This window comes from Burkholderia pulmonis (genome assembly GCF_984667975.1).
This window is the reverse complement of the sequence record NZ_OZ480186.1, coordinates 3,595,936-3,609,742: the sequence shown is the minus strand read 5'-3', so window position 1 is coordinate 3,609,742 and position 13,807 is coordinate 3,595,936. Positions and strand designations below refer to the sequence as shown.

Genomic DNA, 13,807 nt, shown 5'->3' with positions numbered 1-13,807 from the left:
CAAGTAACTGTCGTTTTTTGCGTGCACAGCGCGGCTCGCCGGCGCCCTTGTCGCGGTCGCGCAACAAGGCCCGAAGCGGTCGTGCGAGCGTGCCTCGGGACGCCTGCGTCACAGTCGTGGAGGGGCAGGCGCGGGCCGAAGCGGCGTGCGGGATTCTTGGAGATAAGGCGAGATTCTACCGCCAAAAGCGACCACAGCGCGAGTTATCCACAGGCTGGCTGTGTGGGGTGCGGGGCCGGATCGCGCGGGGCGTGCACAGGCGATCGACTCCTAAAGTATTGACCGCCAACGGAAAAACGGATTAAATAGCGGGTTCCGCGAAAACCAATCCTGTATTCCCGGCGATTGCGTTCGCCCGAATGCCTCCGGTTAAGGGCACGCGGTCCCCTGAATGTCGACATTCTCGAACAAGTGAGAACATCATGAAACGTACTTACCAACCGTCCGTGACGCGCCGCAAGCGCACCCATGGCTTCCGTGTCCGCATGAAGACGGCAGGTGGCCGCAAGGTCATCAACGCTCGCCGCGCGAAGGGCCGCAAGCGCCTGGCCATCTAAGGCAGGTTGCGCGCTGTGTCCGCCGTCCGCAGTCCTGCGGAAGGTGCCGTCGAGCCGGGTGCGAATCCGTCGCAGACGAAAGCCGCCTTCCCGAAAGCTGCGCGACTTCTGAAAACGGATGAATTTTCATCCGTTTTTCGTTTGCGCCCCTGGCGGCGTTCCGCGCACTTCGTGATTTACGGCAAGCCGACCGGTCAGCCCGCACGGCTGGGGCTCGTCGTCGGCAAGAAGTATGCGCCGCGTGCAGTAACACGTAACCTCGTGAAGCGGCTGGCTCGCGATCAGTTTCGCCTGCGCCGGGCCGAATTCGCCGGTTACGACCTGCTGCTGCGGCAGCACACGCGCTTCGACAAGAAAGCGCTGCCGAGCGCGGCTTCCGCCCCGCTCGCGGCGATGTGTGCGGCCGAAATCCGCGAACTGCTCGACAGGGCAGTCCGGGAAATCGCTCGCCGCGCGTCGAAGCCCGCGTCCGAGTGACGCATCCGTGCCTGGCGCGGCGTTCGCGCCTGCCCGGCCGGTTTTGACGCGGCGTCGTACGGCGCCGCCCAAGGTATGGAAACGGTATTGATCGCCTTGCTGCGCTTCTACAAGGTTGCCGTGAGCCCTATGCTCGGCAACCGTTGCCGTTTTTATCCTTCCTGTTCGGATTACGCGCGCGAGGCAATCCAGTATCATGGCGCCGCGCGCGGCACGTATCTCGCCGTCAGGCGCGTGTGCCGATGCCATCCGTTTTCCGCGGGCGGCATCGACCTCGTCCCGCCGCCCAACTCCGACACTCGCGCTAACGGCGAAGCCGACGCGCGGTCCCATCGACTCTGAGACAACGCATGGATATCAAACGCACCGTCCTATGGGTGATCTTCTTCATGTCAGCTGTCATGCTGTACGACAACTGGCAGCGGTCCCATGGACGCCCGTCGATGTTCTTCCCGAGTGCCACGCAGACGACCCCCGCGGCCGCTGCCGGCGGCGCGTCGGGCCCGGGCGCAACGACGACGACCGCAGGTGACGTACCTGCCGCCGCAGCGGGCGCCGCACCGTCGACGACGGCACCGGCCGCCCAGGCGCAGCTCGTGAAGTTCTCGACCGACGTCTACGACGGCGAGATCGACACGCGCGGCGGCACGCTCGCGAAGCTGACGCTGAAGAAGCAAGGCGACGGCAAGCAGCCCGACCTGTACATCACGCTGTTCGACCACACGGCCGGCCACACGTATCTGGCACGCACGGGCCTGCTCGGCGGCGATTTCCCGAACCACAACGACGTCTACACGCAGCTGAACCCCGGCTCGACGTCGCTGACGGGTGATCAGAACGCGCTGAAGCTGTCGTTCGAATCGCCGGTGAAGGGCGGCGTGAAGGTCGTGAAGACCTACACGTTCACGCGCGGCAGCTACGTGATCGGCGTCGACACCAAGATCGACAACGTCGGCACGGCGCCTGTCACGCCGACGGTCTACATGGAACTCGTCCGCGACAACACGGCCGTCGAAACGCCGATGTTCTCGCACACGTTCCTCGGGCCGGCGGTCTACACGGAAGCGAAGCACTTCCAGAAGATCAACTTCAGCGACCTCGACAAGAACAAGGCCGACTACGTGACCTCCGCCGACAACGGCTGGGTCGCGATGGTGCAGCACTACTTCGCGTCGGCCTGGATTCCGCAGCAGGGCGTGAAGCGCGACATCTACGCTGAGAAGATCGATCCGACGCTGTACCGCGTCGGCGTGAAGCAGCCGGTCGCCGCGATCGCCCCGGGCCAGTCGGCCGACGTGCAGGCGCGCCTGTTCGCCGGTCCGGAAGAAGAGCGCATGCTCGAAGGCATCGCGCCGGGCCTGGAGCTCGTGAAGGATTACGGCTGGGTGACGATCATCGCGAAGCCGCTGTTCTGGCTGCTCGAGAAGATCCACAGCTACGTCGGCAACTGGGGCTGGTCGATCGTGCTGCTGACGCTCCTGATCAAGGCCGTGTTCTTCCCGCTGTCGGCTGCAAGCTACAAGTCGATGGCGCGCATGAAGGAAATCACGCCGCGCATGCAGGCGCTGCGCGAACGCTTCAAGAGCGATCCGCAGAAGATGAATTCGGCGCTGATGGAGCTGTACAAGACCGAGAAGGTCAATCCGTTCGGCGGCTGTCTGCCGGTCGTGATCCAGATCCCGGTGTTCATCTCGCTGTACTGGGTGCTGCTCGCGTCGGTCGAAATGCGCGGCGCGCCGTGGATTCTGTGGATTCACGACCTGTCGCAGCGCGATCCGTTCTTCATCCTGCCGGTGCTGATGGCCGTGTCGATGTTCGTGCAGACGAGCCTGAACCCGACGCCGCCGGATCCGGTCCAGGCGAAGATGATGAAGTTCATGCCGATCGCATTCTCGGTGATGTTCTTCTTCTTCCCGGCCGGCCTGGTGCTGTACTACGTCGTGAACAACGTACTGTCGATCGCGCAGCAGTACTACATCACGCGCAAGCTCGGCGGCGGCAAGAAGAAGCCTGCCTGACGCCTGTCGTAGCCGCGGGCGGCCAGCCGCCCGCGACGCACGAAAAAAAGCCGCATGGTTCGTCCATGCGGCTTTTTTGTTTCCCGGCGGCGGCGCGCGCCGCTCCCGGTCAGGCTTTCTTCGCTTCGAGTTTCAGATCGCCGTAGAACTGCTCGACCAGCTCCTGCACGAGGTAGCGCTGGTGCGGAGACAGCGCCTCGATCTTCGACGCGAGTTCGATCGTCTCGGGCGTCGGCGGATAGCGCTCGTCGCGCGGCAGCGGTTGCGGCGTCGGGTGTTCGATCACGCTCGGCGACGGCCCGTAATGCAGCCAGTGCACTTCGACGCGCAACCATTCGGCGAGCGTTTCGAGTTTGTCCGACGTCGGAATCGTGCGGCCCGTCAGCCATTTGTGCGCGGTTTGCGGCGAAACGGGATGCGTTCCGCGGTGGCGCAGATTGAATCGGTTCGCCAGCTCGGTCGCACCGGTGACCTTCTCCGGGCTGCGCCGCAGGGCGAATTTCAGGCGTTCCGAGAACGCGGCTTTTTCTTCGGATGTCGGCATGGGGGAGATTGTGCAATTCCAGCGCAGCGTTTCAGACAACCATATGAGCTAAGCGTATCCTGTTCAGGCGAATCCCGGCTCTCGTCGAGATGGATGGCGGAATTTGGGGGCGAATCGTCAAGCCGCTCCGGCTGGCATACTCGTCCGAAACGCTGGTCAAGTCATTGTGCCGGACTGATACTCGGCTTATCCCTGGCGGGATAAATTCGGGCGAGTCCTAATCAGGCGGGGCGGCCGATGGCGTGTGAGCCGGCACGCTACAATGCCGGCGTTCCGATGCCCGAACTGTTGCGCGGGCGCACCATTTTCACCCTCATCACCCGATTCCCATGCTCGCTACCGATTCCGATCCGATCGTCGCCATTGCCACCGCTGCCGGCCGGGGCGGCATCGGGGTCGTCCGCGTGTCGTTCGGGCGTGGCGGCGAGGCGGCCGCGCTGCCGCTGATCGACGCGTTGTGCGGGCAGAAGCTCGCGCCGCGTCATGCGAGCTACGTGCCGTTCCTCGACGAGCATGGCGCACCGCTCGACCGTGGGATCGCGCTGTACTTCCCGGCGCCGCATTCGTACACCGGCGAGCACGTGCTCGAGCTGCAGGGGCACGGTGGGCCGATCGTGATGCAGCTGCTGCTGCAGCGCTGCCTGGATGCGGGGCGCGGCTTCGGGCTGCGGCTCGCGGAGCCGGGCGAGTTCACGCGGCGGGCGTTCCTGAACGACAAGCTCGACCTCGCGCAGGCCGAGGCCGTCGCCGACCTGATCGAGGCGAGTACGGAAGCCGCTGCGCGGTCGGCCGGGCGTTCGCTCGACGGCGCGTTCTCGCGGCAGATCCATGCGCTCGTCGACGACGTGATCACGCTGCGGATGCTGGTCGAGGCGACGCTCGATTTCCCGGAAGAGGAGATCGACTTCCTCGAGGCGGCCGACGCGCGCGGCAAGCTCGCGAAGATCCGCGCGCTGCTCGCGCATGTGCTTGGCGATGCGCGACAGGGTGCGCTGCTGCGCGAAGGGCTGTCGGTCGTGCTCGCGGGGCAGCCGAACGTCGGCAAGTCGTCGCTGCTGAACGCGCTGGCCGGCGCGGAGCTGGCGATCGTCACGCCGATTGCCGGCACGACGCGCGACAAGGTCGCGCAGACGATCCAGGTCGAAGGGATTCCGCTGCACATCATCGATACGGCCGGGCTGCGCGAGACGGAGGATGAAGTCGAGCGGATCGGGATCGCGCGCACGTGGAGCGAGATCGAGCGCGCAGACGTCGTGCTGCATCTGCTCGATTCGCGCACGGGGATGACGCCGGACGATGTGACGATCGCCGCGCGGTTTCCGGACGGGGTGCCGGTCGTGCGCGTGCTGAACAAGACGGATCTGACCGGCGTGCCGGCGTGCGTCGAGCATCCGGCGGCGGAAGGCGACCTGACGGAAGTGCATCTGTCGGCGAAGCGCGGCGACGGGATCGACATGCTGCGCGCGGAGCTGCTGCGGATCGCCGGGTGGCAGGCTGGGGCCGAAGGCGTGTATCTCGCGCGGGAGCGGCATCTGATCGCGCTGCGGGCCGCGCAGGAACATCTCGCGCAGGCGGCCGATCATGCGGAGCAGCGCGCGCAGTCGCTCGACCTGTTTGCCGAGGAGCTGCGGCTCGCGCAAGAGCAGCTCAATGCGATTACCGGGGAGTTCACTTCGGATGATCTGCTGGGGGTGATTTTCAGCAGGTTTTGTATTGGAAAATAAGTAGTCACCCGCCGTCACCTAAGTTCCACAAGAAAGAAGCCGCAAAGCCACGCCAGATATAGATCGACTCCCCATATTCCCCAAAGTTTACCAATCGACAACTAGCGGTTTTTGGCATACAAGATGGCATACACCGCGCCTATGCGCGAAATCCTGTATGCCAAAAACACCTCATGGCCTTATCTGGTAAGCGTTTCCGGCCGGGGTAAACATCAAGAATCTGTATGCCAAAGGGGAAGACCATGCCGAAAGTCGTTCAACCGCTGACCGATACCCGCGTCAAGGCATTGCAACCGAAAGCGGCCCGCTATCCTGTCTCTGACGGGGGCGGTCTGATTTTGGAGGTGATGCCATCAGGCTCGAAATTCTGGCGCTACCGCTACTCGCTCCATGGCAAGCGCCAGCCGCCCGTGACGATTGGCGAATATCCGGCAGTCAGCTTGGCGGCTGCTCGTGAGCGCGCCCGCCGATATGCGGAGATCGTGGCAGGTGGCGTTTCCCCGGTCGCGGATGCTCGGAAAGACCGGGGTACGACCAAGGCGCTCAATACCGTGCGTGAGTTCGCGGCGTACTGGCTCGAACAACAGATGGCGGACAAGTCGGCCGAGTATCAGCGGACGACGAAACGCGCACTCGAAAAGGACGTGTATCCGGCGCTCGGCAGCAAGCCGGTTTCCGAAGTGACCCCCGGCGATGTGCTGGCAATCTGCGACCGGATCAAGAAGCGCGGAGCGCCGAAGATGGCCTTGCACACCCGCAATGTCATCAAGCGAATGTACGAATACGCGATTGCGCGCCAGCTCGTGACGATCAATCCGGCGCAGGCGGTAGTTGCCCGTTTTATCGCCACGCAGGAGAGCCGCGACCGCGTGCTATCTCCCGACGAACTCGGGCACGTGCTGCGCGTCGTCTATGCATCGAGTATCCGCCGACCGTTGAAGCTGGCGATTCATCTGCTGGTGCTGACAATGGTACGCAAGTCTGAATTGATCGAGGCTAGATGGTCCGAATTCGACCTGGATGCCGCCGTCTGGCGTATCCCGTCTGATCGGATGAAGAAACCCCGTGAGCATTGGGTCTACCTTGCTCCGCAGGCCGTGCTGATGCTGCGCGAGTTGTATGAAACGCGCACGAGCCAGCAGTACGTGTTTCCTTCATCTCGCGGCGCGGACCGGCCAATCGCCAAGAGCACGTTAAACCAAGCCGTACGGGCGCTCGATATGGAGGTTCAGCACTTTGTGCTGCACGACTTCCGGCGCACCGCCAGCACGCACCTTCACGAGATGGGGCAGCCGTCAGACGCAATCGAGAAGGCGCTTTCGCACACCATCACGGGAATCAAGGGCGTCTACAACCGTGCGGAGTACGCCGAACAGCGCCGCCACATCCTCGCCCTGTGGGCCGCTTTCGTTGAGGCTCAGATAGACGAGGGGCGCAAGGTGATCCTCGGTAAATTCGCGGCGAATGGGTAGTTGATACGCGTTGCCGGAATGAAATGCATGGGAACAGCGGGAACGTTGGGAACAGATGGCGTAGAGGATTGATTTGTCTGGATTATTTTGTTCCCAAGTTGTTCCCAAACACTCATATATCTTGGGAACAGTCCGGGTACAACTGCCTGCGGTACGCGTTGCCGTGGTGGCCGACTTCGCCGCCGCAATCGAATGGGCCTCCCTGCTGGAACGCTACGCGCAAAGAAGCTCCCCGCGCCGCCGCCTTCCGTGCGTGGGAATGAAAACGGGCCTTACGGCCCGTGAAAAAGTGACTTTGGACGGTCGGGTGATCCGCTGGATCGCCAGATTTACGGACAATTGACGAGCAACCAAACTCGGCCCGTCGGAAATGCTGCGTCGGCCGTTAGCGGACGTACAGAACGGACTGGATTAGCCTGCGGCGTTAGAACTGACTGATGACCTTGGCCTTGATTGTCTCGTACTCGGAATCGCTGATGAGCCCTTGGTCAAGCATGGCCTTCGCTTTTTGCAGCCGCTCCGTCGGGGTTTCATTATTTGCGGCGTCAGGGGCACCAATACTTCCCTGAAACCCTCCGGATTTTGCCCGCAGTTCTTCTAGTTCGCGTTGCCGGCGCTTCTCTCGCCACGCTTGCTCTTGAGCTTGGCAGATGCGGTAAATGGCTTGTGCCTCGTCTTTCCGTAAGCCTGAGAATTCGAATCCACGGACCGCACCACCGCTTGCTAGGTCAGGCTGCGTCAGTGCGGTAACGGTCAGGGTGCTACCAAAGATCCCCGCCTTGATGTGCGCTGTCTTGATGTCCTGCCAGCGAAGGTCAACAGGTGCAAAGCCCCCTATCAGACCTCGCGTCATCCCAATTAGCCGACCGGACGTTGCCGCCACGAGAGAGCGGCGATGTGTGAGCGCAAACAAACGGCGCTGCACCGTGCTTGCCTGAACACTTTCCCCTGGAACAAGCATCGATTCAAGATGCGACCATGCTTTCGGCAACTCGGCGGCGAGGCCGGTTGATTTGTTTTCTGCCATGGCATTCCCCGTCGGTGGTGGTCCGCGTTATCGCAGTCAGGTCCGTTGTTTATGGCATCACGGTTGAGAAAATCCTAGCATATTTGAACGGCAACAACGCGTGCAACCAACGTGATTGCCTGCCAAGCAATCGCGGCCGCGCCAGCCTTTCCCTGCGAACCTGCGTACAAGCCGCAGCCTCACGCGGCGTCGCGTACCCGCATGATCGTCTGCCGACTTGTACCGTACTGTTTCGCGAGGCCGGCGACGCTTGCCCCTTCGCTCAATTGATGCCGTACCTCGTCCTGCTGTTTCTTGGAAAGTGCGGACGGGCGGCCCATCGCTTTCCCTTCCGCCTTCGCTCGGGCGATACCAGCCTGCGTTCGCTCGATCAGCAAGTCACGTTCAAACTCGGCAACGGCGTTCAATACCTGCATCGTCATCCGGCCGGCCGCACTGGTCAGGTCAACGCCGCCGAGTGCCAGACAATGAATCCGGATTCCACGTTCCGCAAGAGCCTCCACTGTCGCGCGCACGTCCATCGCGTTCCGGCCGAGCCGGTCAAGCTTCGTCACGATCAACACGTCGCCTTCTTCCAGTCTCCGGAGCAAATCCGCAAACCCCGGCCGCTGGTTCGCGCTCACGCTGCCGGAGATGCTTTCCGTCACGACTCGGCGCTTGTCGACATTGAAGCCAGCCGTCTCGATCTCGCGGAGTTGGTTTGCTGCCGTCTGGTCGATGGTGCTGACGCGGGCGTATGCGAAGGTTCGGGACACAATGCGCTCCAAGATGTTCGAAAGGGATGTACGAATCTTAACCAATGTACGAAAGTAGCGAAGCCTTATTTTCGAACACCCTGTCACCCCCATGTCCGCAAGGGAACGGTTTCGGACATGTCCATAGGATTAGAGATTGATAGCCACCCAGTCGGACACTGGAGGGAAGGTGTCACACGTCGAATGGCAACTCTTCGCTGCCCTTTGGAGCGCCGTGGCACTGACGTCGACTTAAGAAGTCAGCCAAACAATCCGGCGAGTCCATCATTGAGTTTCAACGAGATTCTTTGGCCGACCGTCACATTCGCGCTTCGTGCTCACCCTCGCTACAATGCAGTAGCGTTTTCCGATCTCCGACATAACCACGAGGGTGCAGACCCATGCAAGAAAAAATTCCCGGACCCATCAAAACGGCAGTCGAATCAGGAAACGCAATTCTATTTCTGGGCGCTGGTGCGTCGTTTGACGCCTTAGTTAACGGCAACGCCACTCGTATCTTCGGCACAACGTTACGCGACTGGTTAGCAGATAAGTTCCTCGGTGGTGCGCACAAAAATAAAAATTTGATAACAGTGGCTGATTATGCGCGGAATGAAGCATCTTTGGTAAAGGTTCAAAGCTTTATTCGTGAGACATTTCTCCCGCTTCAACCGGCACCATTCCATTTAAAAATACCGAGCTTCAGATGGAAAGCCATCGTAACAACCAACTATGATCTGGTCATCGAGCGCGCATACGCTGAATCCCCGAGCGCACTTCAGACACTTGCTCCTGTCACAAAAGACGGAGAGCAACTTGAGCGTGCGTTGGCAGGACAAAATAGTGTCCCTTATTTGAAGCTTCACGGATGTATAACCAATTACACGGATACATCTGTACCTATCGTCTTGGATTCTCAAGAGTACGCCAAATTTAGACAAGGAAGAGAAAATCTCGTCAAAACCTTTACGGAATGGGCTACACAATCTCCGATCTTGTTCTGTGGCTATAGCCTGAGCGACGAAAACATAAAGCAAATCTTATTTGACATCGGCGACGACAATCAAGTTCGCGACCCTTATTTGTACCTCAATCTAGAGTTTGATGACATCGAGCGCCGCTATTGGTATGCGAGACGCATTCTTCCTCATAGCGGTACCTTCTCTGAATTCTTGGATTCTCTCGACGCGGAAATTCCACCTCAGAATCGATTGCTCGCAACGTTGTTTGATAAAGATGCGTTATCCATTGCAAAGTGGATCCCATCGCATAATCAACCCTCGGCCTCCTTGGTGCAGTATCTGTCTGAGGAACTTCTGCATATCGAGCCTGGGGCGCCGGTAATGGCGAAGCCCGCCCCTCGTGATTTTTATAGCGGACTCGACACCTCTTTTGCTCCGATATATGCTGAACTTGATGCTGTCAGAACTTTGGCGTCAGATGTTCTCAATGCTGCCGTCATAAATACACTTGAGAGCACGGAGCCGAAATTTTTTGTTATAAAAGGCTACGCTGGTTGCGGAAAATCCGTGCTTGCCAAGCGAATCGCAATCGAAACTAGTAAATTGCTCGACTCTCCTCTTGTTGTTTGGCTAAAGGAGGGGGCCGTTATTCGTAGTCAGCAGATCATTGAGCTGCAAGAATTGGTGAAGTCGAGGGTTTATTTTTTTGTCGACGACGCAATCGAGCACCAAGAAGAGTTGGCTTCTCTTCTTGAGATTTTGTTCAATAAAAAAATACCCATCACTGTAATCGCGTGCGGTCGCACGAACGAACTAAAGATCTATGGCGAGGTGCTCGACAAGAGGATCTCGAAGTCATTTGAGTTGCATGATTTGGACGATGATGAAGTCCCGGCGCTGCTTAATAAGCTTTCCACTCATTCAATTTTAGGGCCGCTCGATCAATATACGCAGGTGGAGCAAAAGCTCTTTGTTGATAAGCTTTATAATCAACAGTTGTTGGTTGCGCTTCATGAAATTACTTTTGGGGATAGTTTCGAAGATATTCTGGTCAGTGAATTCGAAAAAATCACACCGCGTGAAGTGCAGCAAATATATCTCGACATTTGCACTTTGCACCAAGCTGGGGTTGGCGTGCGTGCAGGTTTGCTTTCAAGAATAAGTGGCGTAGAAATTGGGAGGCTGAATGACCTGTTGCTAGGGCCATTGTCACGCGTCGTGCGTAGCAATTACGAGACGCGATATCGTGATATCACATATAAAAGCCGTCACCCAGAGATCGCAAAGCTGGTTTTCTCGCTTGCCATCAACGAACCAGAGCAGCGTGCGTATCAATTGATTCGAATACTTGGAAAGCTCGATCTTGATTATTCAAGTGACAACAAGGCTTTTTTTGAGCTTATTCGTGGTAGGCGTCTTTCCGAGCTTTTTGATGAAAAAAATCTCGCCATTTCCGTATTCGATGCTGCTGAAGTCACTGGTGCTCCGTCGGCATTTATTTATCATCAGCGCGCGATTCTTGAAATCAATCATCGATTCGGAAATCTTGAGATGGCATCCGATTATCTCAAGCGAGCCGAGACGGAAAATCGTCAAGCAGGTTACAAAGATTCAAGTATTCAGCACACAAAAGCCAATCTCCTCAGAAGGAAGGCTCTTCAGGCTCAAACCTCTGTTGAGCGAGAGCGGTATCGTGCCGACGCGAGAAGTATCTTGAAACCACAATTGGCAACAAAGGACAACTCATATCCAGAGCACCTTCTGGGGCAAATTCTCCTGGACGAGCTTAAAGATTTTTTTTCGCAGTCGAAAGCGGAGTCAAGTTCTGACTCGACGCAAGACGTTCGCGAACAGTCTATTATGCGCGTAACATCTGAATTGTCGGCGTTAATTGAGAGTTATCTGCGCAAGCATCCGGACGATTCGCCGATGACTCTTTTGCGTACTGATTTCCTTAGGACACTTGGGTTGCAGCCCAAAGCACTCCAAGTGCTTGAGCGTTTTCATGAGAAAAACCCGGAAAACGTCTCCATCAGCAGAGTTTATGGCGATGCGCTCGTGGCGGGTGGAAAGCTTGGCGATGGGATTGGGGTATTGAGAGGGGCAGTGCTCGCGGCACCTAACGATAAAGCGGCCTGCCTATCCTTGGCGAAGGCGTTGATTAAGAGCGGTGAATTTGAGAACGCTGAATCAATTCTCTCTTTCCTTAGGCGCAGTTTTTCAGACGGAGATAGTCATTATGAGGCGCGTTATCTGTTTGCTAGATGCAATCTTCTCTATGGGGATGTCGAAAAAGGGCAGAAGGAGTTTCGGCAGCTGCGTGATGCATATTTGCCTGACAAAGATAAGGCTGGATTTCCAGTTTACGAGTTAGATGGAAAGCCTAAGCGGTATACTGGCACTGTAGTTAATCGACAAGCTTCTTTCGGATTCGTCAGCTGCGCTGATCTTCGATTTAATGTGTTCTTCGGGCGAGGAAGAATCCCGTCGGCAATTTGGCAATCGATTGTTGCTCAATCAGAGATTGAATTCTTTCTATATTTTAGCTATCGAGGTCCTGTCGCAACGGAAGTTCGTTTGAAAAATGCGGCGCTATAGTTGGTGCTGTGAAAACGGTAGCACCTCGTCACTCTGGGGGCGGCGGCGGAGACGTGGTTGGAGGTGGTTTAGCGAGTGATTAATAGGGTCCCTCGATTGTGGGGTCACTTGTAAGACTGGGTGACGCCAATACGGAATAGTGGTCCATGGCGGGTCTCGAACTTGAGACGCCGCCAAGTTTGCGTGGCAAATCGTGAGAAAATGCGGTCGGTCGAGCCTAGGGCGGCCACCCGAAAACCGGACACCTTCACCGGCTGGCTCGGCGTTCTTCGTGAAGGTCCACGCGAAGGGTGGACATGAGAAAGTCGCGCAACCTCGGGCCCGAGGAAATAGATCCCAGCGAAGAGTCGGTATCAGCGGACGAACTGGCTGCGTTTGTCGATCGTGGCCCGTCCGCGAAAATCAATCAAGTCTCCGACCATTTCCTGCATCTTGATCCTGCCGACAGGGATAGTCCTGCGGTACAGGCTGCTGCTGTTCAGCTAATCAAAGCGGAGTATGAGCGGTGGGAGCGCGAGCATTTCCAGATGGAGCGCCTCGATTTGCTTCGGGCGCGACGGCTTGCGCTGAGCGATTCATTGCCGTATCCGCTGGAACAGAACGCGGGGCATGTTGCACGCCTAAGCGGTGGGAAGTACGAGCGGGCGGAATGGATGTATGCCTTGTATTTGCGCGGAGTGGCGGAGGCTAGGCGACGAGCACGCGCCGGCGGCGATTTATCCGACTTGCCGAAACCGGATAAAGCCGTCACTGCGCAGATTCGAAAGTTGTGGCCGGATATGGAGCGCGCGATTGAATTTGCCGTTTCAGCTGAAGTCAGCGGTATCCAGCGCGAGCGGCGGATTTATGCTTTCGTCTGCTACTGTATCACTCAAACCTTTACCGCTGCGCAGGAACGGCTGCGTCGGCGATTGAAGTGCACTACAGCGACGCGGGAGGCAGAAGCGGAGCGCCGCGAGAAGCGAAAGCGAGATGGGTCTGTTGGGCGGGATGCCAATGTCACGAAGGGCGCGGTAACGCGTGCGCTGGTCAAAGCGGAAGTTGAGCGCTATCGAAGTCGCGCAGTAGAGATCGGAATCGACGAGCGAAAAGCGGTCGCGAAAAAGCTGGATATTTCCGAGCGTCACGTTCGCCGGTTGATCGAACAACTTGCCGGCGACGATTCAGGTGCGGACATTTCAGCGTGAAATGGCAGGACATTCCGGCAATCAGGACATTCCACTTTAAAAGGTGTTGATCGCACGGCGATAGTTGCTCCCGTTACTGTCACTCAGGGAGCACAAATGTCTGCAAAGAACGCATTCGCAACGCCGGCTCCGGCTACTCTGCCGTTCGATGGCCTCTCCAAATGGCGCGATCTGCGTCGATCAATTTGCCTGTCCCGTGAGACTGTTCGCAAGCGCGAACAGGAGGGTAGTCGCCTGCGCCCGTGCCGAGGTGTCGGCGCGGGGCATTCTTTTGCGCGGCAATCGCGCACGTGCAGCGCCCAAAGTCACTTTGGCGTGGCGTTCCAGAAGGGAGTGGGCGCGCATTCGCGTCGCTTCAATTACCTCAATCCTCGCGACAATTGCTCGGCCTGTTCCCAAACCTTCAAATAGGATGCGGGAACGGTCGAATGCCTTTTCTAGTAAGGCTTTCGCGGGTTTGTTCCCAAAATCACCCTCCCCGTGTTCCCGGATGTTTGGGAACGGCTG

General features: G+C 58.2%; 11 protein-coding genes. 8 read left to right on the top strand and 3 right to left on the bottom strand.

The window, feature by feature from the left end:
• Positions 1 to 422: 422 nt before the first annotated feature.
• From rpmH to yidC, 4 genes are all read left to right on the top strand, one after another.
• Positions 423 to 557, top strand: coding sequence for a 50S ribosomal protein L34 (gene rpmH, locus AC5LXK_RS16790; protein WP_004198824.1), 135 nt, complete (start codon positions 423 to 425; stop codon positions 555 to 557).
• Positions 558 to 572: 15 nt separating this feature from the next.
• Positions 573 to 1,034, top strand: a complete 462-nt coding sequence (rnpA, locus tag AC5LXK_RS16785; RefSeq protein ID WP_039364627.1) for a ribonuclease P protein component — start codon at positions 573 to 575, stop codon at positions 1,032 to 1,034.
• A 75-nt stretch (positions 1,035 to 1,109) separates the two neighbouring features.
• Positions 1,110 to 1,376 carry a membrane protein insertion efficiency factor YidD gene (yidD, locus tag AC5LXK_RS16780; protein ID WP_493389802.1) on the top strand — a complete coding sequence of 89 codons (267 nt, stop codon included), beginning with the start codon at positions 1,110 to 1,112 and terminating at the stop codon, positions 1,374 to 1,376.
• Positions 1,377 to 1,384: 8 nt separating this feature from the next.
• Positions 1,385 to 3,052, top strand: a complete 1,668-nt coding sequence (gene yidC, locus AC5LXK_RS16775) for a membrane protein insertase YidC (RefSeq protein WP_493389801.1) — start codon at positions 1,385 to 1,387, stop codon at positions 3,050 to 3,052.
• Between the two features lie 109 nt (positions 3,053 to 3,161).
• Here yidC and AC5LXK_RS16770 read toward each other — a convergent pair whose 3' ends face one another.
• Positions 3,162 to 3,596 carry a transcriptional regulator gene (locus AC5LXK_RS16770; RefSeq protein ID WP_034190192.1) on the bottom strand — a complete coding sequence of 145 codons (435 nt, stop codon included), beginning with the start codon at positions 3,594 to 3,596 and terminating at the stop codon, positions 3,162 to 3,164.
• Positions 3,597 to 3,925: 329 nt separating this feature from the next.
• Here AC5LXK_RS16770 and mnmE point away from each other — a divergent pair, with 329 nt between their 5' ends.
• Together mnmE and AC5LXK_RS16760 are read left to right on the top strand one after the other, a co-directional pair.
• Entirely contained in the window at positions 3,926 to 5,320 is a 1,395-nt protein-coding gene (gene mnmE / locus AC5LXK_RS16765; RefSeq protein WP_493389800.1) for a tRNA uridine-5-carboxymethylaminomethyl(34) synthesis GTPase MnmE, read from the top strand.
• Between the two features lie 242 nt (positions 5,321 to 5,562).
• On the top strand, positions 5,563 to 6,792 hold the full coding sequence (locus tag AC5LXK_RS16760) for a tyrosine-type recombinase/integrase (protein WP_019255966.1): 1,230 nt from the start codon (positions 5,563 to 5,565) through the stop codon (positions 6,790 to 6,792).
• Between the two features lie 424 nt (positions 6,793 to 7,216).
• Here AC5LXK_RS16760 and AC5LXK_RS16755 read toward each other — a convergent pair whose 3' ends face one another.
• The gene (locus AC5LXK_RS16755) at positions 7,217 to 7,819 is read right to left on the bottom strand and encodes an SHOCT domain-containing protein (RefSeq protein ID WP_123850085.1); all 603 of its coding nucleotides are present in this window, start codon (positions 7,817 to 7,819) and stop codon (positions 7,217 to 7,219) included.
• A 179-nt stretch (positions 7,820 to 7,998) separates the two neighbouring features.
• Complete coding sequence (locus AC5LXK_RS16750) at positions 7,999 to 8,574, bottom strand: recombinase family protein (RefSeq protein WP_493389799.1); 576 nt, start codon at positions 8,572 to 8,574, stop codon at positions 7,999 to 8,001.
• A gap of 380 nt (positions 8,575 to 8,954) precedes the next feature.
• On the opposite strand from AC5LXK_RS16750, the gene AC5LXK_RS16745 reads away from it, so the two are divergent.
• Together AC5LXK_RS16745 and AC5LXK_RS16740 are read left to right on the top strand one after the other, a co-directional pair.
• On the top strand, positions 8,955 to 12,113 hold the full coding sequence (locus tag AC5LXK_RS16745) for an SIR2 family protein (protein WP_493389798.1): 3,159 nt from the start codon (positions 8,955 to 8,957) through the stop codon (positions 12,111 to 12,113).
• 296 nt (positions 12,114 to 12,409) lie between these two features.
• On the top strand, positions 12,410 to 13,300 hold the full coding sequence (locus tag AC5LXK_RS16740; RefSeq protein ID WP_493389797.1) for a hypothetical protein: 891 nt from the start codon (positions 12,410 to 12,412) through the stop codon (positions 13,298 to 13,300).
• The last annotated feature ends 507 nt before the right edge of the window (positions 13,301 to 13,807 follow it).

Excerpts from the sequence above, each read along its gene's own strand:
- AC5LXK_RS16760 (WP_019255966.1), top strand. The coding sequence starts at position 5,563 with ATGCCGAAAGTCGTTCAACCGCTGACCGATACCCGCGTCAAGGCATTG.
- mnmE (WP_493389800.1), top strand. The coding sequence starts at position 3,926 with ATGCTCGCTACCGATTCCGATCCGATCGTCGCCATTGCCACCGCTGCC.
- AC5LXK_RS16755 (WP_123850085.1), bottom strand. The coding sequence starts at position 7,819 with ATGGCAGAAAACAAATCAACCGGCCTCGCCGCCGAGTTGCCGAAAGCA.
- AC5LXK_RS16740 (WP_493389797.1), top strand. The coding sequence starts at position 12,410 with ATGAGAAAGTCGCGCAACCTCGGGCCCGAGGAAATAGATCCCAGCGAA.
- AC5LXK_RS16745 (WP_493389798.1), top strand. The coding sequence starts at position 8,955 with ATGCAAGAAAAAATTCCCGGACCCATCAAAACGGCAGTCGAATCAGGA.
- AC5LXK_RS16770 (WP_034190192.1), bottom strand. The coding sequence starts at position 3,596 with ATGCCGACATCCGAAGAAAAAGCCGCGTTCTCGGAACGCCTGAAATTC.
- rpmH (WP_004198824.1), top strand. The coding sequence starts at position 423 with ATGAAACGTACTTACCAACCGTCCGTGACGCGCCGCAAGCGCACCCAT.
- yidC (WP_493389801.1), top strand. The coding sequence starts at position 1,385 with ATGGATATCAAACGCACCGTCCTATGGGTGATCTTCTTCATGTCAGCT.
- yidD (WP_493389802.1), top strand. The coding sequence starts at position 1,110 with ATGGAAACGGTATTGATCGCCTTGCTGCGCTTCTACAAGGTTGCCGTG.